General features: G+C 67.7%; 23 protein-coding genes, 2 tRNA genes and 1 other annotated feature. Of the genes, 13 read left to right on the top strand and 12 right to left on the bottom strand.

Annotated features, from left to right (window positions below):
- Window positions 1–86: 86 nt before the first annotated feature.
- Window positions 87–1,262, bottom strand: a complete 1,176-nt coding sequence (locus tag A3M1_RS26465; protein ID WP_018964112.1) for a PD-(D/E)XK nuclease family protein — start codon at window positions 1,260–1,262, stop codon at window positions 87–89.
- 39 nt (window positions 1,263–1,301) lie between these two features.
- Window positions 1,302–1,535: a DNA-binding transcriptional regulator gene (locus A3M1_RS0111835; RefSeq protein WP_018389185.1), complete on the bottom strand. Its 234-nt coding sequence runs from the start codon at window positions 1,533–1,535 to the stop codon at window positions 1,302–1,304.
- A gap of 79 nt (window positions 1,536–1,614) precedes the next feature.
- On the opposite strand from A3M1_RS0111835, the gene A3M1_RS0111830 reads away from it, so the two are divergent.
- The 11 genes from A3M1_RS0111830 (at window position 1,615) to A3M1_RS0111780 (ending at window position 8,547) form a co-directional block, all read left to right on the top strand.
- Window positions 1,615–2,043, top strand: a complete 429-nt coding sequence (locus tag A3M1_RS0111830) for a hypothetical protein (RefSeq protein ID WP_018389184.1) — start codon at window positions 1,615–1,617, stop codon at window positions 2,041–2,043.
- Window positions 2,040–2,201, top strand: a complete 162-nt coding sequence (locus A3M1_RS26700; RefSeq protein WP_018389183.1) for a hypothetical protein — start codon at window positions 2,040–2,042, stop codon at window positions 2,199–2,201. The genes A3M1_RS0111830 and A3M1_RS26700 overlap by 4 nt, the downstream gene beginning before the upstream one ends.
- Window positions 2,198–2,461 carry a hypothetical protein gene (locus A3M1_RS0111820; RefSeq protein WP_018389182.1) on the top strand — a complete coding sequence of 88 codons (264 nt, stop codon included), beginning with the start codon at window positions 2,198–2,200 and terminating at the stop codon, window positions 2,459–2,461. The genes A3M1_RS26700 and A3M1_RS0111820 overlap by 4 nt, the downstream gene beginning before the upstream one ends.
- Entirely contained in the window at window positions 2,458–2,847 is a 390-nt protein-coding gene (locus tag A3M1_RS0111815) for a hypothetical protein (RefSeq protein ID WP_018389181.1), read from the top strand. The genes A3M1_RS0111820 and A3M1_RS0111815 overlap by 4 nt, the downstream gene beginning before the upstream one ends.
- Window positions 2,844–3,164 carry a hypothetical protein gene (locus A3M1_RS0111810; RefSeq protein ID WP_018389180.1) on the top strand — a complete coding sequence of 107 codons (321 nt, stop codon included), beginning with the start codon at window positions 2,844–2,846 and terminating at the stop codon, window positions 3,162–3,164. Before A3M1_RS0111815 ends, A3M1_RS0111810 begins: the two co-directional genes overlap by 4 nt.
- A 111-nt stretch (window positions 3,165–3,275) precedes the next feature.
- Complete coding sequence (locus A3M1_RS0111805) at window positions 3,276–3,803, top strand: MerR family transcriptional regulator (RefSeq protein WP_018389179.1); 528 nt, start codon at window positions 3,276–3,278, stop codon at window positions 3,801–3,803.
- Window positions 3,803–5,191 (top strand): phage portal protein, encoded by a 1,389-nt coding sequence (locus A3M1_RS0111800; protein WP_018389178.1) that lies wholly within the window; start codon window positions 3,803–3,805, stop codon window positions 5,189–5,191. Before A3M1_RS0111805 ends, A3M1_RS0111800 begins: the two co-directional genes overlap by 1 nt.
- Window positions 5,188–7,011, top strand: coding sequence for a prohead protease/major capsid protein fusion protein (locus tag A3M1_RS0111795; protein ID WP_018389177.1), 1,824 nt, complete (start codon window positions 5,188–5,190; stop codon window positions 7,009–7,011). Before A3M1_RS0111800 ends, A3M1_RS0111795 begins: the two co-directional genes overlap by 4 nt.
- A complete protein-coding gene (locus tag A3M1_RS0111790; RefSeq protein WP_018389176.1) occupies window positions 7,011–7,223 on the top strand; it encodes a phage head-tail joining protein in 213 nt (70 codons plus the stop codon). Before A3M1_RS0111795 ends, A3M1_RS0111790 begins: the two co-directional genes overlap by 1 nt.
- Before the next feature lie 2 nt (window positions 7,224–7,225).
- Window positions 7,226–7,462, top strand: a complete 237-nt coding sequence (locus tag A3M1_RS0111785; RefSeq protein ID WP_245261646.1) for a hypothetical protein — start codon at window positions 7,226–7,228, stop codon at window positions 7,460–7,462.
- Between the two features lie 2 nt (window positions 7,463–7,464).
- Window positions 7,465–8,547, top strand: a complete 1,083-nt coding sequence (locus tag A3M1_RS0111780) for a tyrosine-type recombinase/integrase (protein ID WP_018389174.1) — start codon at window positions 7,465–7,467, stop codon at window positions 8,545–8,547.
- Between the two features lie 61 nt (window positions 8,548–8,608).
- On the opposite strand, the gene A3M1_RS0111775 is transcribed toward A3M1_RS0111780, so the two are convergent.
- The 9 genes from A3M1_RS0111775 to A3M1_RS0111735 form a co-directional block, all read right to left on the bottom strand.
- Window positions 8,609–8,684 (bottom strand) — tRNA-Phe (locus A3M1_RS0111775).
- Between the two features lie 408 nt (window positions 8,685–9,092).
- Complete coding sequence (yacG, locus tag A3M1_RS0111770; protein ID WP_018389173.1) at window positions 9,093–9,308, bottom strand: DNA gyrase inhibitor YacG; 216 nt, start codon at window positions 9,306–9,308, stop codon at window positions 9,093–9,095.
- Window positions 9,305–9,928: a Maf-like protein gene (locus tag A3M1_RS0111765; protein WP_018389172.1), complete on the bottom strand. Its 624-nt coding sequence runs from the start codon at window positions 9,926–9,928 to the stop codon at window positions 9,305–9,307. Before A3M1_RS0111765 ends, yacG begins: the two co-directional genes overlap by 4 nt.
- A gap of 103 nt (window positions 9,929–10,031) precedes the next feature.
- Window positions 10,032–10,439: a low molecular weight phosphatase family protein gene (locus tag A3M1_RS0111760; RefSeq protein WP_245261645.1), complete on the bottom strand. Its 408-nt coding sequence runs from the start codon at window positions 10,437–10,439 to the stop codon at window positions 10,032–10,034.
- Between the two features lie 86 nt (window positions 10,440–10,525).
- Window positions 10,526–11,020 carry a UPF0262 family protein gene (locus tag A3M1_RS0111755; RefSeq protein ID WP_018389170.1) on the bottom strand — a complete coding sequence of 165 codons (495 nt, stop codon included), beginning with the start codon at window positions 11,018–11,020 and terminating at the stop codon, window positions 10,526–10,528.
- Window positions 11,021–11,030: 10 nt separating this feature from the next.
- On the bottom strand, window positions 11,031–12,323 hold the full coding sequence (gene hisD / locus A3M1_RS0111750; protein WP_018389169.1) for a histidinol dehydrogenase: 1,293 nt from the start codon (window positions 12,321–12,323) through the stop codon (window positions 11,031–11,033).
- 217 nt (window positions 12,324–12,540) lie between these two features.
- Window positions 12,541–13,023, bottom strand: a complete 483-nt coding sequence (locus A3M1_RS0111745; protein WP_018389168.1) for a DUF2948 family protein — start codon at window positions 13,021–13,023, stop codon at window positions 12,541–12,543.
- An 88-nt stretch (window positions 13,024–13,111) separates the two neighbouring features.
- Window positions 13,112–14,401, bottom strand: a complete 1,290-nt coding sequence (gene murA / locus A3M1_RS0111740) for a UDP-N-acetylglucosamine 1-carboxyvinyltransferase (RefSeq protein ID WP_018389167.1) — start codon at window positions 14,399–14,401, stop codon at window positions 13,112–13,114.
- Between the two features lie 179 nt (window positions 14,402–14,580).
- Window positions 14,581–14,796 carry a hypothetical protein gene (locus A3M1_RS0111735; RefSeq protein ID WP_018389166.1) on the bottom strand — a complete coding sequence of 72 codons (216 nt, stop codon included), beginning with the start codon at window positions 14,794–14,796 and terminating at the stop codon, window positions 14,581–14,583.
- Between the two features lie 279 nt (window positions 14,797–15,075).
- On the opposite strand from A3M1_RS0111735, the gene A3M1_RS0111730 reads away from it, so the two are divergent.
- Window positions 15,076–15,150: transfer RNA gene (locus A3M1_RS0111730), tRNA-Thr, on the top strand.
- Between the two features lie 93 nt (window positions 15,151–15,243).
- Window positions 15,244–15,711, top strand: coding sequence for a hypothetical protein (locus A3M1_RS0111725; RefSeq protein ID WP_018389165.1), 468 nt, complete (start codon window positions 15,244–15,246; stop codon window positions 15,709–15,711).
- A 36-nt stretch (window positions 15,712–15,747) separates the two neighbouring features.
- Here A3M1_RS0111725 and A3M1_RS0111720 read toward each other — a convergent pair.
- A protein-coding gene (locus tag A3M1_RS0111720) for an IS3 family transposase (protein ID WP_085930248.1) occupies window positions 15,748–16,979 on the bottom strand; the annotation gives its coding sequence in 2 pieces (ribosomal slippage) (window positions 15,748–16,682 and window positions 16,682–16,979; 1,233 coding nt in all).
- Window positions 16,579–16,695, bottom strand: a sequence feature (AL1L pseudoknot). Its footprint overlaps the gene before it by 117 nt.
- Window positions 16,980–17,173: the final 194 nt, after the last annotated feature.

Genomic DNA, 17,173 nt, shown 5'->3' with positions numbered 1-17,173 from the left:
CCCCCTCCATTCCGTTCCGGATCCCTGCGCAAGCCTTACCGGCCCGCCGGGGTCATCGCTCGCCTTCGGTCCAATTGCTCATTCGGTCACTCGGATGGCGCACCCAGCGAAGCCTCCCGGCGCCGCCCACTCAGGGTGTCGAGCGCGGCAGCGAGCTGGCCATCATTGAACAGCGCCTCCAGCCACGCATTGACCTGGCTGTAGATCGCCTGCGCCTGCTCGCGCTCTGTCGGCTTCTCTCGGATCACGTCGAGCAGCGAGCGTTGCACGATGATGAGTGTATGGCGGTTCTTGTTCTCGCCATCTCCTTGCAAGCGAACGACAACACCAGCCGAGGCGAGGCCTCCACGCTTGGCTGCCAGAACCCTCAATGCCTCGCTGCGGCGATCGCCAAGAGCCGGATTGGCCTCGATCCGCAGTATGACGTCGATGCTGTTTGCTGTGCCGTCAGCGAATGGAACGCCATGGTCGCCATTGTTGTGAAGGAACCCGATGGTGATCGTTCCATTCCAGTCTTCGGGCGCGAACTCGATCGCCACGCGCCCATAGATATCGCGGACGCGGTGGGGTTCAGATGCATTGTTCCATTCAGGGATGCGTTTCCAATCGTGCTCCATGAGGAGCTTTTTGGCCAAGCGATCAAGTTTGGATAAGAAGTTTTTGCTTTCGAGATACGCTTGAATCATCGAGGGCGTAATTGGCGGGCGAGCGCTCAGTGCGTGGCGATCCATGAACGCGATTAACTCCCCTAGAAGCCCATTGCGGCTTTCGGCCGAATACAGGAAGGCATACACATCCTCCCAGCGCAGCGCTTTGAATCCTATGCCATTATTCGGAGGAACGTATGTGCGTGCAAGGTTGTAGTCTTTAAAATCGGCACATATAAATACAACAAATGGGTTGATGTAGTCGTCAATCAAATGGCAATATTGTTCTATCTGTCTCTTCTGATAAGCGGAGCTCCACTTATTCTCGATTAAAATCGTGAACTCCGATTCATCCAGAAAGCGACCGCAAATATCGATGTCAGGATATATTGTCGTTCCGGCGGGCCCCTCATAGGACGATCGGGTGACGATTTTGACCGAGGCGGGATCCGGATCACGATCGGTCAATAACTTGACCCAGGCGCTCCGCAATTCATCATTAGTGCGCAGCACATAGACCAGCGCCTCTGTGAGAAAATTCTCCGCTGGGGTCATCCTATCGCGGGGACGCCACTCGAACAGCGACAAGAAAACGTTGGGTGAAGCGGCATCCATCGGCACAAGCGCCCCGTGCAGGTGAGTTAGGGCATTACTCTACCGTTTGCGCAGGCGGACGCCAGGACCCTCACCGTTCTCGTCGACGAAGATGACCCCGGCGGCTTCGAGAGCACCACGCATCGCCGCCATGGTCGCTTTTATGGGCTCACGGCGCCCCGCCTCGAAGTCGGAGATGGTGCGAACCGCAACCCCGGCCGATGCCGCCAACTCTTCCCGCGACCACTCAATCAGAGCCCGTGCGGCGCGGCACTGGGCAGGCGTCAAAGACATCTTGCAACGTTGCCTGTTTTAGGTATACCTATATCCGGCAATTTCGCCTTATATGGGTTCATACCACAGGAGCACGCGCATGGACAGCCATGTTCGCGAACGGGAGAGCCTTGTTCCCAGCCGGCGCCAGGCGCTTTGCCTTGGCGCGGCGCTTGTGACCGTGCCGACGGGCGTTCTGGCGCTGGCGGCGGCCCCAACCGCAAGCCTCGCCTCACCGACGACCGCCCCCATCGACCCGCTGCAGCGCGCCCGTGCGGCGTGGCTGGCCTTCGCGGCCGCCATGGACGAACTGGCGGCACCCGGCGATGGCTGGATGCTGGAGGGCGCCGGCGCCCGGCGGGCGGCGCATGGGCGCCCGGCCGAGGCGTGGGTCTATGCCAGCCGCCTGACCTATGAGTGGCAGGCCGATCCCCGCTTTCAATGCGGCGGCTTCCTCGACGAGCGCGCCGAACCGATCGACCTTTGGCGACGGGCGCGGGGCGCTGTCGGGCCGGAGGGCCGGGCATGAGCACCGAATCCCTCACCCCCAGCCGGCGCGAGGCGCTCGCCCTCGGCGCTGCACTGGTCACGGTGCCGACGGGTGCTCTCGCGATGGCGGCGGCGCCCGATCCGATCTTCGCGCGCATCGCCTGGCATAAGCGGCTGATGGAGCCTGCCCGGCCGTGACGGAGGAGGACGAGGACCGGCTCGCCGTGCTGGTCCGCATCGCAGACCATGGCTATGCCGAGATGCTCGGTACGGCGCCCACCTCGCTCGCCGGCCTGTACGCCCTCGTGGACTATGTTGAAGGCTCCGGCCAGGGCGGCGTGCGCCGCGACCTGCCGCTCGGCACCCAGGAGACGGATGACGGCGTGACCTATGAGGACCTGTTCCTCGCCGCGCTGCGCCGCTCACTTGCCCAGCTTTGCGGGGAGGCCCGGCCATGAACGGCGACCTGTTCGGGCAGGCGGCGCCGGCGACGGCGTTGCTCTCGCCGCAGCTGCGGCTGGAGATAGTGCCCAGCGACGCGATGGAGCCGACCTTGCGCAGCCAGTGGGACCATGTGCTGGTGCGCCCCTGCACGCGCTATGAGGGCGAGGGGATTTATCTGCTGCAGGACGTGTTTGGCGGGCGCAAGCTCGCCCGCGCCTCCAGCGTGCTCGGCGGGCCGGGGCATATCCTGCTGCATGTCGACAACAAGCATTATGGCGAGCACCTCGTGCCGCGCGAGGCGTTCGAGGACAATGTGCTCGCCATCGTGGTGGCCGATGTGAAGGTGCGCGACGCGCGGCTACTTAGCCAGGTGCAGCACCATGGCGAGGTGCGGCCATGAACGCCCACACCCGCGAGTTTGTCATGGTGGAGCGCCAGCGCCTGCGCGAGCGGGCCGAGCGCACAATCGAGGCGCTGATCGTGCTGCTCGACGAGCTGGACGCCGACCCGGACGAGGAAGACGGCGGCGATGATGAGCCGGACAGCGACGGCGAGCCCTCGCTCGGCTGGGAGGGCGGGCGGCCGGAGCACTTCGGCGGCGGCATCGGCCATTGGGACTGCGACTGCGAGCACGACCAGGCGGAAGACGGGATCGCCGATGCCGAGGGGCTGATCGAGCAGCGGGGCGGCGAGTGGAACGGGTGGCGTGTCGAGTGACCACGCGCCCAAATAATGACGTCGCACAAACCATCAGCACATTTCTTCTGTGTGGGGCTTCACACGTGAGAACGAACGCGCTATCAACTCAGGTGACGTGGGAGTTCACACATGGCCGAGATCGGCACCAGCATCACCATTCACCGGGCGCGCTTTACTGCCCCGGAAGTCGAGGAGATCACCGGCGTGCCGCAGGTGGTCATTCGCGACTGGCGCCGTCGCAAGCTGCTCGACAAGCTTCAGACCGAGATGGTCGGGCGCCGCGGCGCCTATACCGCGTTCGATCTTGGCTATCTCACGGTCCTGCACGACCTGACCTCGAAGGGCATGGCCATCGGCCAGGCGTTGATCGCGGCCGATGTGGCGGCGCCGCTGGTCGAGACCTTTGCCGAGTTCGCCACTTCCAAGGGGCCCGACGCCGCCTTCGTTGGTTTGCACGGCTCGCGCCTCGCCCGTTACGTGATCGTGGCGGGCGATGGCGAGATCGTTCGTGCCGGCAGCCTGGGCGATTGGGAGGCCTTTCGCGACAAGGAAGGCAAATCGGCCTCTGGCATCGTCATCGACTGCAAGGCCCTCGGCGAGCAGATCGCCGCCAAGGCGCCGCGTCCCGTCGTCTCCGTCGAGCGGAGCGCGCCGTGATGGGCAACCTTCTTTCCTCCCTCTTTGACCGCGCCAAGGGCGCGCTGCGCCCGGCCTCGCGCTCCTATGAGGGCGCGGCGACGGGCCGGCGTGCGACCGGCTGGGGCGCGATGCGCAACCAGCACGGCGCGGCGCAGGCGGCCCGCGCCCCGCTCGGCTATCGCGCCCGCTATCTCGTCGCCAACAACCCGCACGCGGCCGCCGCCAAAGCGGCATGGGTGGCGGCACTGATCGGCACCGGCATCGTGCCGGCCGTGACCGGCACGCTGGCGGCGCGCTGGACGGCGTGGACGGATGAGGCGGACGCCGACGGCCTGATGGACTTCTATGGCCTCACCGCCCTGATGGTGGGCGGCATGGTGGTGGATGGCGAGGCGCTGGCGCTGCTGATCGCCACCCCGGCGGGCCTGCGTATCCGGGTGCTCGATCCCGACCAGCTGGATGCCTCGCTCACCCGGCCGCTGCCCAATGGCGGGCGCATCGTCAACGGCGTCGAGTTCGATATGTTCGGCTCCCGCGTCGCCTACTGGATCGTCAAGGAGCGCCCCGAGATCGGCCTCGGCCTGAACCTCCAGCCGGTGCGCGTGCCGGCCGAGGACGTGGTGCATCTGTTCCGCCCCGACTTCCCCGGCCAGGTGCGCGGCGTCTCGTGGTTCGCCCCGGCGATCCTGCGCCTGGCCGAGCATGACGAGTGGCACGGCGCCCAGCTCACCCGCCAGAAGGTCGGCGCGCTGCTCGCCGGCCTCATCACCACCAATGACGGCACCGTGCCCTTCGGCGGCGAGACGCAGGGCGAGGCGCTGATCGGCTCGCTGGAGCCGGGCGCCATCGTGGTGCTGCCGCCGGGCAAGGACGTGACCTTCTCCAACCCGCCGGCGATTGCGCAGGAGGCCAACGACTTCGCCCGCATCACCCTGCACGAGATCGCCGCCGCGCTCGGCCTGCCCTATGAGGTGCTGACCGGCGACCTCTCCAGCGTCAACTATTCCTCGATCCGCGCCGGCCTCGTCGAGTGGCGCCGCCGGGTGGAGATGATCCAGCACAACGTGATCGTCTTCCAGGCGCTGCGTCCCATCTGGCGACGCTGGGCGATGATCGAGAGCCTGCAGGGCCGGCTTGCCGCCCGCCCGCAGGAGCTTCTCCCCGTGCGCTGGATCACCCCGAAGCAGCAATGGGTGGACCCGGCCAAGGACGTGCAGGCGGAGATCGAGGCGATCAATGCCGGGCTGATGAGCCGCCGCGAGGCGGTTGCGGCGCGCGGCATGGATGTCGGCGCGCTCGACGCCGAGATCGCCGCCGACAAGGCCCGCGAGGCGAGCCTCGGCCTCACCTTCACCGCCCCGGCCAAGCCTGCCGCCGCGCCGGCGATCGAGGAGACCGTGGCATGAACGCTCCCACCGAGATCCTCACCCGCCGCGCGCCGCTCCCCGCCTCCAGCTGGGATGCCGACAGCCAGACCTTCGAGGCCGTGCTCTCCACCGGCGCCGCTGTCGAGCGCTGGGACGTGCGCGGCCCCTATGACGAGATTCTCCTCCTGTCGCAGCCGGCGTGGCCCGCCCGCGTGCCGCTGCTCGACAGCCACGGAAGGGAGAGCGTGGACCGCCAGCTCGGGAGCGTCGACACGCTGCGCGTCGTCGGCGGGGACCTCCTCGGCCGCGCCACGCTCTCCCGCCATAATCTCCGCTCCCAGCGCATCGCCGCCGAGCTGACCGACGGTGCCACCTTCGGCATCTCCATCGGCTATGGCGTCGAGCGCTGGTCCGAGCGCACCAACCCGAAGACCGGCCGCCGCGAGAAGCGGGCCGAGCGCTTCACCCTGATCGAGGTCAGCCTCGTCGTTGTCCCCGCCGACCCGCATGCAGGCATCAGGAGCCACGACATGACGGTCAGCACCGAGCCGGCGCCCGCGCCCGCTCCCTCCGCCCAGCCCCTCAACCCCACGCCGGCCGCTATGGAGCGCGCCGCCGTCAACACGGAGATACGTTCCATCGCCAACGTCGCCGGCCTCGACCAGGGCTGGATCGACAGCCAGATCGACGCCAACGCCACCCCGGACGCCGCCCGTGGCGCCGCCTTCGCCGCCATGCAGGCCCGCAGCGCCCCGCTGCAGACCTTCCACCCCACGGTGGCGACCGTCACCCATGACCACGCCGACCCGGCCGCGATCCGCTCCGCCATGGGCGAGGCGCTCGCCCATCGCCTGGCTCCCGGCCGCGTCAAGCTGGAGGAGCGCTCCCGCCCCTATGCCGGCTTCCGCATGCTGGACATGATCTGCGACCTCGCCCAGGCGCGCGGCGAGCGTCTTAACCCGCGCGACCAGAACGCGCTGATGGAGCGCGCCGTCGGCGCCCATTCCACCAGCGACTTCCCCCTCCTGCTGGCGGACGCGGCCAACAAGGCCCTGCTCGCCAACTACGCCGCCGCCGAGCCGACCTATCGCCTGATCGCTGCCCAGCGGTCCTTCACCGACTTCCGCGATCATTCCTTCCTGCGCATCGGCGACTTCCCGACCTTCCAGGAGACCAACGAGGCCGGCGAGCTCAAATACGGCACGCTCTCCGAGAACCGCGAGAAGGTGCGGGCGAAGGAGCTGAATGCCGGCATCGCCATCGGCCGCCGCGCCCTCATCAATGACGACCTGTCGGCGCTGGCGGACTTCTCCTCGATGATCGCCATCCGCGCCGCCAGCGACGAGAACGCCCGCGTCTACGGCCTGCTCGCCGCCAATGCCGCCCTCTCCGACGGCAAGGCGCTGTTCCATGCCGACCATGGCAACAAGGCCACCACCGGCGCCGTCCTCTCGGTCGCCTCGGTCGGCCTCGCCGTCGCCGCGCTGCGCAAGCAGAAGAGCCTCGACGGCGTGCCGCTCAACCTCGCCCCCCGCTTCCTTGTGGTCGGGCCGGACACCGAGCTTGCCGCCCGCCAGGTGCTCGCCGCCATCACCGCCGCCAAGGCAGGCGACGTGAACCCCTGGGCGGGCACGATGGAGCTGGTGGTCGACGCCAATATCACCGGCGCCGGCTGGTACGTCATGGCGGACCCGGCCGCCGCTCCCAGCCTCGTCTATGGCTATGTCTCCGGCGCTGAGGGGCCGCAGATCCGCACCGAGATCGACTTCGACACCCGCGCCGTCAAGGTCGCCGCCGGGCTCGACTTCGGCTGCGGCGTCATCGACTTCCGTGGCCTCTACAAGAACGAGGGCGCGTGATGGCGATCAATGACAGCCTCGAAGACCGCCTTGCCAAGCTGCGCAAGATGCGCGCCGACGGCGTCCGCCGCCTGCGCTACACCGACGGCAAGGAGGTGGAGTATCGCACCGACAGCGAACTCGCCGCCGCCATCGCCGACGTCGAGCGCCAGATCGCCGGGGCAAACGCCCCGGCGAAGGTCGTCTATCTCGCAACAAGCAAGGGGCTCTGATGATGGCGAAGGCGATGCTCTCTCTTCAGGTGCAGCCCTACCGCATGCTGAAGAAGGCCGATGCGGCGGCCTATTGTGGCCTGCCGGCGAGCCGGTTCGAACTGCTCTGCCCCGTGGCGGCCGTCGCCTATCCCGACGGCTCGCGCCTCTGGGACGTGCGCGACCTCGATTCGTGGGTCGACAGCCTCAAGACCGGCGCCCTCGACAGCGACGACGCCATTCTGGAAAGGCTCGGCTAGCGATGACCGTGGTGCACGTCAAAGGCTTCCAGATCTTCAAGGACCGGCACGGAAAGATGCGGTGCTATCACCGCGCTTCCCGCACGCCGGTTGATCTTGTGAAGGCGCCGATTGGCACCGCCGCGTTCCTGGCGGAATGCACCCGCATCACCGCCCTTCAGGAGCGCACCAAAACGACGCGCCCGGGCACGCTCGGCGCCCTCATCAAGGAGTACCGTGGCAGCAGGGATTACCTTGAGCGGCTGACGCGCACGACCCGCGCCGGCTATCAGCGGGTGTTCGACTATCTCCAGCCGATCGAGGATACGCCCCTCACCCGTTTCACCTCGCCCTTCGTGGTGAAGATGCGCGACAAAGCCGAGGCCAAGCACAAGCGCTGGTTCGCGAACTATCTCAAAACCGTCCTGTCCCTGCTCTTCGCCTGGGGCAAGGAGCGCGGCCACATGAAGGACAACCCGGCGGAGGGCATTCGCAGCATCCGCCGCCCCAAGGGCCTGCCGAAGCAGAATCGCCGATGGACCGACGACGAGCGCCACGCGGTGCTCGACGCCGCCCCCGCGCATATGCTGCCGGCTCTCGCCCTGATGATGTTTACCGGCCTGGGGCCGAATGATGCGCTCAACCTGCCCCGCACGGCCTATGCCGGCGGCCGGATCAACACCAGCCGGTCCAAGACCGAGGAAGGCGTCATCTGGCCTGTCATCGACCCGCTGCGCGACATTCTCGCGGCGGCGCCGGCGCATTCGGCGATCACCCTCTGCGCCAACTCGCGCGGCCGGCCGTGGACCGTCTCCGGCTTCAACTCGTCATGGATGAAGCTTCAGCACACGCTGGAGAAGGCCGGGGCTGTCGGCGAGGGCCTGACGCTCTACGGGCTGCGGCACACGGTGGCGGCGATCCTGCGCGAGAGCGGCGCCGACCTGCGCACCATCGCCGACGCGCTCGGCCAGAAGACCGAGGCCATGGCGCAGATGTACGCGCAGGGTTCCGACCTGTCGAAAAAGATGGATGAGGTAGCCGGCCGCTTCGGCCACGAAGTGAACAGCCGCAGAACAAAGGCTGTCAAACCGGGTCAGAAAATATGACAAACTGGCTGAAAATCACTGCCCCTTGCGCCGGAAAACCTAGCAATATCAAGGGGGTAGATGGTGCCCAGGGACGGAGTCGAACCGCCGACACTGCGATTTTCAGTCGCATGCTCTACCAACTGAGCTACCTGGGCGTAGCCGGCAAGGCTTCAAGCCATGCGGAGCGGGCGGGTTATAGAGTCTTGGCCGCGCCCTGTCCATATCCAGGCAAAGGGAAATTCCGGCTTTCCCCAGAACTGCGTTCCGCATCGCCGGTGGCGCGGCGTCGGGCGACCGCTGCAGGAGCGGCAGAGCGAGCCGCGCCGAGGCGGCCGTGACGTCGCGCCTAGCCTTACGCAACGTCCGCCTGGCAGCAACGCTCCTGCGCGGGACAGCGGTCGGTTACGGTGGCCACAATCAGTGCGGCTGCCGGACAGCCGGCGCGTCGATCCCTCATCGCGCGTCGCCCTGCCACATGGCGGCTTCAAGGTAAGGCAGGCCCCTCGCCCTGCCTGCCGTCGCCGATCAGCCGGGCGCCGGAGGTCCCGCACGCAACCTGCGCCTCAGATCTCGCGGGGGGGATTCGGGGCGAGGGAGGGTTCCTCGCCGTCCTCGTCATCATTTTCCGTGACCGGGATCGCATAGGCGCCGGTGAGCCAGCGGTGCAGGTCGATATCGGCGCAGCGGGCGGAACAGAAGGGCCTGTACTTTTCCACCATCGGCTTGCCGCAGATCGGGCAGGGCTTGCCGCCGGCGGCGGGCGGGGTGGCGGCGCTCATTCCGGGTGGCCCCAGCGCTGATAGACCGGGAAGCGCTCGCCCCCCAGCAGCGCCACCGTCTCGGCGAGCGGCAGGCCGACGACATTGGTGTAGGAGCCGACCAGCTTGATCACGAACGCGCCGGCCAGGCCCTGAATGGCGTAGCCGCCGGCCTTGCCCTCCCATTCGCGCGACGCGACATAGGCGTCCATCTCTTCGCGCGAGAGGCGCTTGAACCGCACGCGGGTCTCGACCAGCCGCGTACGGATGCCGCCCTTCGGCGTCATCAGGGCGATGCCGGTATAGACGCGATGGGCGCGGCCGGAGAGCAGGCGCAGGCACTCGGCCGCCTCTTCCGAAACATCGGGCTTGGGCAGGATGCGCCGGCCCACCGCCACCACCGTATCGGCGGCGAGCAGGAAGGCGCCTTCATGCTCGCCCAGCATCCGGCGGCGCGCATCGGAGGCGTCGAGCTTCTCGCGCGCCAGGCGCAGCGCCAGCCGGCGGGGAAGCTCGCCGCGCTCCGGCGTCTCGTCAATATCGGCCGGCAGCAGGGCATCGGGTTCGATTCCGGCCTGGGCCAGCAGCGCCAGGCGGCGCGGCGAGCCCGAGGCCAGCACCAGTTTCGGGCGGGCGCTCACGCAGTCACTCCTTTTCCGCCGGCGGGCCCGGCGGTCCAATTCGCCGGCACGCTAGAGCATGTCCGGGCAAAGTTGAACGCTTTTCGCGAACTTCCCACCCCACTCATCGCGGGCGGAAGCGGGTACGGATGCGCCGCTCCAGCTCGTCGCGCACGCCGCGATAGGCGTCGAGGCGCTGCTCGCGATTGCCGCTGGCCAGCGTCGGGTCGGGGGTCGGCCAGTATTCCACGTCGATGGCGTTGGTGCGGGTAAGCTCCAGCGCCCGGTGATGGGCGTCGGGCGACAGCGTGATGACGAGATCGAAGCCGAGGCCCTCATTCTCCTCCAGCTCCTCCAGTGTCTGCGGCCGGTGGCGGGAGAGGTCGAGCCCCACCTCGTCGATGGCGGCGGTGACGAAGGGGTCGGTCTCGCCCTTGAGCACGCCGGCCGAGCCGACATAAAGCGAGCGGCCAAACAGATGCCGCGCCAGCACCGCCGCCATGGGCGAGCGCACGCTGTTCTGCCCGCACATGAACAGCACCGATTGCGGCCGGTCCCGACGGGGGGCCGGGCCGGGGCCGGCCGCTGCACCTTCTAAGGTGCCGGGCGCGGCCACGCTCAGCCTTTCCAGTGCAGGGCGCAGACCAGCGTGAACAGCCGCCGGGCCGTGCCGAAATCGAGGGCGATCTTGTCCTTCAGCCGCTCGCGCAGCAGCTCGGAGGCCTCATTGTGCAGGCCGCGCCGGCCCATGTCGATGGCCTCGATCTGCGACGGGCTGGCGGTGCGGATCGCCGAATAATAGCTCTCGCAGACCATGAAGTAATCGCGCACCACCCGCCGCAGCGGGCTCAGCGACAGCTGGTGCTGCACGACCGGGGCGCCGTCCTCGCGGGTGACATCAAGCACGAGGCGCCCCTCGCTCAGCGAGATGGTGAGGCAATAGGGGCCGGGGGCGGTATCGCCATGCGGGGCAAAGCTGTTCTCGGCCAGCAGATCATAGATGGCCACGGCCCGCTCATGCTCGACATCGACATTGGAACGGCCGATGGAAGCGCCATCCAGCGTCACTGACGCCAGGCGGCGGGTCTCCACATAGGGATCCTCCCCGGCCATCGCGCGGCCGTCAGAGGTTGAGCCGGATCGCGACGGAGCGGGCATGGGCGCTGAGCCCCTCCGCCTCGCCGAGCGCGATCGCCGCCGGGCCGAGCGCGCGCAGTTGCTCCGGCCCGCATTTGAGGATCGAGGTGCGCTTCATGAAGTCGAGCACGCCGAGGCCCGAGGAGAACCGCGCCGAGCGCGCGGTCGGCAGCACATGGTTGGAGCCGCCGACATAATCGCCGATCGCTTCCGGCGTGTGGGCGCCGAGGAAGATGGCGCCGGCGTGGTGGATGGCGTCGGCCAACCCCTCGGCATCCGCCGCCATGATTTCCAGATGCTCGGGGGCGAGGCGGTTGGCCAGCGCCGGCGCCTCACTGAGGCTGCCGAGCAGGATCACCGCGCCGAACTCGGCCCAGCTCTTCGCCGCGATGTCGCGGCGCGGCAGGGTGACAAGCTGCCGCTCGAGCGCGGCGATCACCGCCTCCGCCAGCGCCGCATCGTCGGTCATCAAAATCGACTGGGCGGCGGTGTCGTGCTCGGCCTGGGCGAGAAGATCGGCGGCGATCCAGTCCGGATTCTGCTCGCCATCGGCGATGACCAGCACCTCGGAGGGGCCGGCCACCATGTCGATGCCCACCGTGCCGAAGACATGGCGCTTGGCGGCCGCGACATAGGCGTTGCCCGGGCCGACGATCTTGGCCACGGGGGCGATGGTCTCAGTCCCATAAGCCAGCGCGGCGATGGCCTGCGCCCCGCCGACGCGGTACACCTCGTCGACCCCGGCGAGGTCGGCGGCGGCGAGCACCAGCGGGTTGAGCACGCCGTCGGGCGCCGGCACCACCATGGCGAGACGCTTCACCCCCGCCACCTTGGCCGGCACGGCATTCATCAGCACGGAAGAGGGATAGGCGGCGGTACCGCCGGGCACATAGAGCCCCACCGCGTCGACCGCCGTCCAGCGATGACCCAGCTCGACGCCAGCGGCATCGACATAGCGGCCGCTCTCCGGCAGCTGGCGCTGGTGATGGGAGCGGATGCGGCCATGGGCGAAGGCCAGCGCCTCGCGCGTCGCCGGATCGGAGGCCGCGACCGCCGCCGCGATTTCCTCGCCCGTCACGCGGATGCCGAGCGCGCCGAGATCGACGCGGTCGAAGGTCTTGGAAAGGGCGATCAGCGCCGCATCGCCGTGCTGGCGCACCTCCTCGACAATATGCGCCACCGCTTGCGCGACATCGGCCGACACCTCGCGCTTGGTGCCGAGGAAGGCGCGGAAGCGCTCAGCAAAATCGGGGGAGCGTGTGTCGAGGCGAAGCGGCATGTCGGAGTCCTGCGGGTCGGCGGTCCTGCGCGTCGAGGGCCGGTGCCCAGGCTCCCGCGGGCCGGGCCGCCGCGCACGCGCAGCAGGCGCTAGGCCGCGCAAAAGCGCAGGCACCGATTTTGGCTTGTCCTATCGCAACCGCGCTCGCCGAAGACAAGCGCATTCCGACACGGCCTGCCATCCCGCATCGCACACGGGCACCCGCGGGTGGCGCCCCTCACTCCACCTCGTGGCAGGGCGTTCCCTTGGCATCCCAGGCCGGCCCAAGATCCTCCAGCCCCGCCTCCAGGCATTCGACATCGAGCTGCACCTCGCCGCCACCGGAAAACAGGAAGGTCACGGTGCCGGAAGGCGCCTCGATCTCCTCGAAGGTCAGGGCCAGCAGGTTGAGGACACCCTGCTTCTTCTTGAGGTCGAGCCCGCGCACCCGGGCGCCAAGCACCCGCTCGAAACGCAGGCCCGCCCGGCGCCGCACGCAGGGGCCGGCAGCGGCGGCGGCCGCGCCGATCGGCGCGTCGATTTCGGCCATCGCCTCGGCCTGGATCGCCTTTTCCCAATCGAAGCGGTTGGCGAGCAGCACGAAGCGCTGCTCTTTCGGCAGGAAGGTCATGTCGCCAAGCGCGACTACCGCGTCCTGCAGATGCACCGAGAGAACCGCGAGATCCTCGCTATCGAGCGCAATCAGCTTCAACCCGGCCATGTCTTCTCTCCGCCTGCCTACCTGTCGCCCAGATGGCGCCGCGCAGCCGCATCGGCAAGGGGCGCGGTGAGACTGCGTAGATGCCCGCTCAGCCGGCCAGCCGTTCGATTTCGGCACCGCAGGCGGAGAGCTTCTCCTCCAGCCGCTCGAAACCGCGATCGAGATGGTAGACCCGGTGGATCATGCTCTCGCCCTCGGCCGCGAGCGCGCCGATCACCAGCGACACCGAGGCGCGCAGATCCGTGGCCATGACGGGCGCGCCCTTCAGCCGTTCCACGCCCTCGATCGTGGCGGTTTCGCCGTCGAGATGGATGCGCGCGCCAAGCCGGGCCAGTTCCTGCACATGCATGAAGCGGTTCTCGAAAATGGTCTCGGTGATGCGCGAGGTGCCGCGCGCCCTTGTGGTGAGCGCCATGAGCTGCGCCTGCAGATCGGTCGGGAAGCCCGGGAAAGGCTCGGTCGTCACCGTGACCGGGGAAATGCCGGCACCGTTGCGCTTCACCCGCAGGCCTTCATTGGAAACGGTGATGTCCGCGCCGGCCTCGCGCAGCGTATCGAGCGCCGATTGCAGCAAATCCGCCCGCGCGCCGGACAGCAGCACATCGCCGCCGGTCATCGCAACCGCCATCGCATAGGTGCCGGTCTCGATCCGGTCCGGCAGCACGCTGTGGCGGGCGCCCTTGAGGCGCGGCACGCCGACGACGCGGATGGTGGACGTGCCCTGCCCCTCGATGCGTCCGCCCATGGCGTTGATGCAATCGGCGACGTCGACGATCTCCGGCTCGCGCGCGGCGTTCTCGATGATCGTCTCGCCATCGGCGAGGCTCGCGGCCATGATCGCCGTGTGGGTGGCGCCGACCGACACCTTGGGGAAGACGATCCGCGCGCCTTTCAGCCCCTTCGGGGCCCGGGCGAGCACATAGCCCGCATCGATCTCGATCTCGGCGCCGAGCGCGCGCAGCGCGTCGAGATGGAAATCCACCGGCCGCGTGCCGATGGCGCAGCCGCCCGGCAGCGAGACCTTGGCCTCGCCCATGCGGGCCAGCAGTGGCGCGATGACCCAGAAGCTTGCCCGCATCTTCGAGACCAGTTCATAGGGCGCCGTGGTGTCGACGATGACCCGCGCGTCGATTTCCAGCGTCTGGCCGGCATAGGCATCATCGCCCCGCCTTTTGCCGTTCACCGTGATGTCGATGCCGTGATTGCCGAGAATGCGCTGCAGCTGCGACACATCGGCGAGGCGCGGCACATTCTCCAGCACCAGCTTCTCGTCGGTCAGCAGGCCCGCGATCATCAGCGGCAGGGCGGCGTTCTTGGCGCCGGAAATCGGGATGGTCCCATTGAGCGGGTTGCCGCCGACGATGCGGATGCGGTCCATGAAGCTCGGTACTCCTTCAGCGCGCGACAGAGGGCGCGACCTGTCCATTGCCCGGAACAATGTCGCATCCGGCGCCTGTCGGCAGCGGCATGTCTGGACGATGGGGCCGATTCGTGGCGGGCCACCGTCAATTCCCGTCCATCTCTACCGCGTGTGGCCGGGCGCGACAACGCGCGCGCTCACCCCTCGCCGTCCGGCCGGGCCGGCGCCTCGGCAAGTGGTGACAGGTCCGGCGACGTCGCACCGCCGTCCGGCGAATCCGGTGCGGTGCGCGTCGTCTCCTGCGCGTCGGGCGGTTCCTTGCGGCCGCGCGCCTGCTGCTTGCGCCGGGCGAGATTGGCGCGCAGCGCCGCCGCCAGCCGTTCCGCGCGCGCCGCTTCCTCCTGGCTGCTCATCCCGCTTCCTCCCCGCTGGTCCGGGCACGAGCGGCCCGCCGCCCCTCCTCTGCCGGCCGCACCCTGCGGCCCGCCGACTGCGCAGAGCCTTAACCTGCGGCCCTTGCGGGCGGAAGGGGCGAGGCAGGCGCAAACGAAGGGCGCCGGCGGGGTCCCGCCCCCCTTTTTGCGCATGCCATGCACAGGCAACGGGGGATTTGCACGGCGAACGCTTGCGCCGGCCGGCGCGCTGTGGCAAACGTCCCCGCGCCTTGGTGGCCCGTGCCGCCAACAGCCGGCGCTGCGGTAGCTCAGTGGTAGAGCACTCCCTTGGTAAGGGAGAGGTCGAGAGTTCAATCCTCTCTCGCAGCACCATCGTACCCCATTGAAATCGTTAGAAGCCTTGACCCGCAAGGGTTTCTGTCCATTCTGATGTTACAAAACACGTAACAAATCAGGTGGCGCGCGATGGCCGGCAAGGTCCGCAACCTTCTCAACCGAGACGGCCGATTCTTCGCCCGGTTGGTGATCCCGAAAGAGCTTCGGCCCTTCATGGATCGGAAGACCGAGCTTCGCACCCCGCTTGGTCCTGACTACCGCACCGCCCTGAAAAAGCTCCCCGGCGCGGTGGCTCTGCTTCAGCACGAGATCGCTCTTGCCGAACGCCGCGCGGTGGACGCTGGGCAGCAGGTGGCTACAGGCAGATACCCCCTCGCTCACGATCAGATTGCGCTCCGCAACTATCAGGCGCGCCTCGTGGATGACGAAGAGCTGCGCAACAGCGATCCCCGCTATGCACTGCACGGATTTGTCGACGATGTGCTGATCGCTCGCCTGCGTGACGGCATCGCCGGGCGTTTGACCGATAACGAGCTTGCGGAGATCGTCGGCAACCGGATCGAGCGCTATCGACGCCTCGGCAACACCACGCAGTGAACCGCCCCGGTTTCACCGGAGGCCATTTGGTTTAAGTCACGCCGCCATTTGCTGCTCACCGAGCATGACGTAGTAGCGCTCCTCGGCTTCGGCCGGCGGGATGTTGCCGATAGGCTCCAGGAGCCGGCGATGGTTGAACCAGTCGACCCAGGTCAGCGTGGCGAACTCGACGGCCTCGAAGGATCGCCAAGGCCCCCCACGATGGATGACCTCGGCCTTGTAGAGGCCGTTGATCGTCTCGGCGAGTGCGTTGTCATAGCTGTCACCGACGCTGCCGACGGAGGGCTCGATGCCGGCCTCAGCCAGCCGTTCGGTGTAGCGAATGCTCACATATTGCGAACCGCGGTCGCTATGGTGCACCAGGCCGCCGCGATGGGCGGGCCGTCGCTCGTGAAGGGCCTGCTCCAGGGCATCAAGCACGAAGCTGGCATGCGCGGTCCGGCTCACCCTCCAGCCGACGATGCGGCGAGCATAGGCGTCGATCACAAAGGCGACGTAGACGAAGCCCGCCCAGGTGCTGACATAGGTGAAGTCCGAGAGCCAGAGCCGGTTAGGCGCCGGCGCATGGAACACCCGGTTCACACGGTCGAGCGGGCACGGTGCCGACTTGTCCGAGATGGTCGTGCGGACCGGCTTGCCGCGGATCACACCAGCGAGGCCCATGCCCTGCATCAGCCGTTCGACGGTGCAACGGGCAACGTCAAACCCTTCGCGCATCATCTGTCGCCAGACCTTGCGCGCTCCATAGACCTCGAAGTTCTCGGCGAACACGCGCTCGATCTCGGGCCGCAAGGCCGCGTCCCGTAGCGCCCGTGCCGAGCACTTCGACGGATCAAGCCGCCGGGCGACATGCGCATGATAGGTCGATGGGGCGATCGGCAGGACCTTGCAGATCGGCTCGACCCCATACGCACCGCGATGATCATCGATGAACGCGATCATGTCTTCGACCGGCGGTCGAGCTCCGCCATGGCGAAATATGCAGATGCCTTGCGCAGGATCTCGTTCGCCTGCCGCAGCTCGCGGTTCTCGCGCTCAAGGGCCTTCAGCTTCGCAGACATATCCGTCGTCACCCCGGCCCGCTTACCGGCGTCGACCTCAGCCTTCTTCAGCCACTCGTTCAGTGAGTGTGCCGAGCAGCCAATCTTCGCCGCTATCGACACAATCGCCTGCCAGCGCGACGGATGCTCAGCCTCATGATCCAGCACCATCCGCACCGCGCGAGCGCGCACCTCAGGCGAGAACTTGTTCGTCGTCTTGCTCGTCATAGCCCCATCCTCTCAGGAGTTGGGGTCTCCGGCAAAGCCGGGGCGGTTCAATACGACATGAGTCTTACTTCAAAGGCGCTCTCCTAACGAATTCTGAAGATTCGAGCGAGTCAGAACAGAAGACTCAGGAAGCGGAAATTGGGTCGGCTCAATCTTAACGAGTGGGGGACGGAGCCATATTTGGGGTATAATGG

The organism is Ancylobacter sp. FA202 (assembly GCF_000380205.1).
Lineage (GTDB): Bacteria > Pseudomonadota > Alphaproteobacteria > Rhizobiales > Xanthobacteraceae > Ancylobacter.
This window is presented reverse-complemented; position numbering and strand designations above follow the sequence as displayed.

What these genes read in the sequence shown, in the direction of transcription:
- A3M1_RS26465 (WP_018964112.1), bottom strand. Translation starts at nt 1,262, where the DNA reads ATGGATGCCGCTTCACCCAACGTTTTCTTGTCGCTGTTCGAGTGGCGT.
- A3M1_RS0111835 (WP_018389185.1), bottom strand. Translation starts at nt 1,535, where the DNA reads ATGTCTTTGACGCCTGCCCAGTGCCGCGCCGCACGGGCTCTGATTGAG.
- A3M1_RS0111830 (WP_018389184.1), top strand. Translation starts at nt 1,615, where the DNA reads ATGGACAGCCATGTTCGCGAACGGGAGAGCCTTGTTCCCAGCCGGCGC.
- A3M1_RS26700 (WP_018389183.1), top strand. Translation starts at nt 2,040, where the DNA reads ATGAGCACCGAATCCCTCACCCCCAGCCGGCGCGAGGCGCTCGCCCTC.
- A3M1_RS0111815 (WP_018389181.1), top strand. Translation starts at nt 2,458, where the DNA reads ATGAACGGCGACCTGTTCGGGCAGGCGGCGCCGGCGACGGCGTTGCTC.
- A3M1_RS0111810 (WP_018389180.1), top strand. Translation starts at nt 2,844, where the DNA reads ATGAACGCCCACACCCGCGAGTTTGTCATGGTGGAGCGCCAGCGCCTG.
- A3M1_RS0111805 (WP_018389179.1), top strand. Translation starts at nt 3,276, where the DNA reads ATGGCCGAGATCGGCACCAGCATCACCATTCACCGGGCGCGCTTTACT.
- A3M1_RS0111800 (WP_018389178.1), top strand. Translation starts at nt 3,803, where the DNA reads ATGGGCAACCTTCTTTCCTCCCTCTTTGACCGCGCCAAGGGCGCGCTG.
- A3M1_RS0111795 (WP_018389177.1), top strand. Translation starts at nt 5,188, where the DNA reads ATGAACGCTCCCACCGAGATCCTCACCCGCCGCGCGCCGCTCCCCGCC.
- A3M1_RS0111790 (WP_018389176.1), top strand. Translation starts at nt 7,011, where the DNA reads ATGGCGATCAATGACAGCCTCGAAGACCGCCTTGCCAAGCTGCGCAAG.
- A3M1_RS0111785 (WP_245261646.1), top strand. Translation starts at nt 7,226, where the DNA reads ATGGCGAAGGCGATGCTCTCTCTTCAGGTGCAGCCCTACCGCATGCTG.
- A3M1_RS0111780 (WP_018389174.1), top strand. Translation starts at nt 7,465, where the DNA reads ATGACCGTGGTGCACGTCAAAGGCTTCCAGATCTTCAAGGACCGGCAC.
- yacG (WP_018389173.1), bottom strand. Translation starts at nt 9,308, where the DNA reads ATGAGCGCCGCCACCCCGCCCGCCGCCGGCGGCAAGCCCTGCCCGATC.
- A3M1_RS0111760 (WP_245261645.1), bottom strand. Translation starts at nt 10,439, where the DNA reads ATGTGCGGGCAGAACAGCGTGCGCTCGCCCATGGCGGCGGTGCTGGCG.
- A3M1_RS0111755 (WP_018389170.1), bottom strand. Translation starts at nt 11,020, where the DNA reads ATGGCCGGGGAGGATCCCTATGTGGAGACCCGCCGCCTGGCGTCAGTG.
- hisD (WP_018389169.1), bottom strand. Translation starts at nt 12,323, where the DNA reads ATGCCGCTTCGCCTCGACACACGCTCCCCCGATTTTGCTGAGCGCTTC.
- A3M1_RS0111745 (WP_018389168.1), bottom strand. Translation starts at nt 13,023, where the DNA reads ATGGCCGGGTTGAAGCTGATTGCGCTCGATAGCGAGGATCTCGCGGTT.
- murA (WP_018389167.1), bottom strand. Translation starts at nt 14,401, where the DNA reads ATGGACCGCATCCGCATCGTCGGCGGCAACCCGCTCAATGGGACCATC.
- A3M1_RS0111735 (WP_018389166.1), bottom strand. Translation starts at nt 14,796, where the DNA reads ATGAGCAGCCAGGAGGAAGCGGCGCGCGCGGAACGGCTGGCGGCGGCG.
- A3M1_RS0111725 (WP_018389165.1), top strand. Translation starts at nt 15,244, where the DNA reads ATGGCCGGCAAGGTCCGCAACCTTCTCAACCGAGACGGCCGATTCTTC.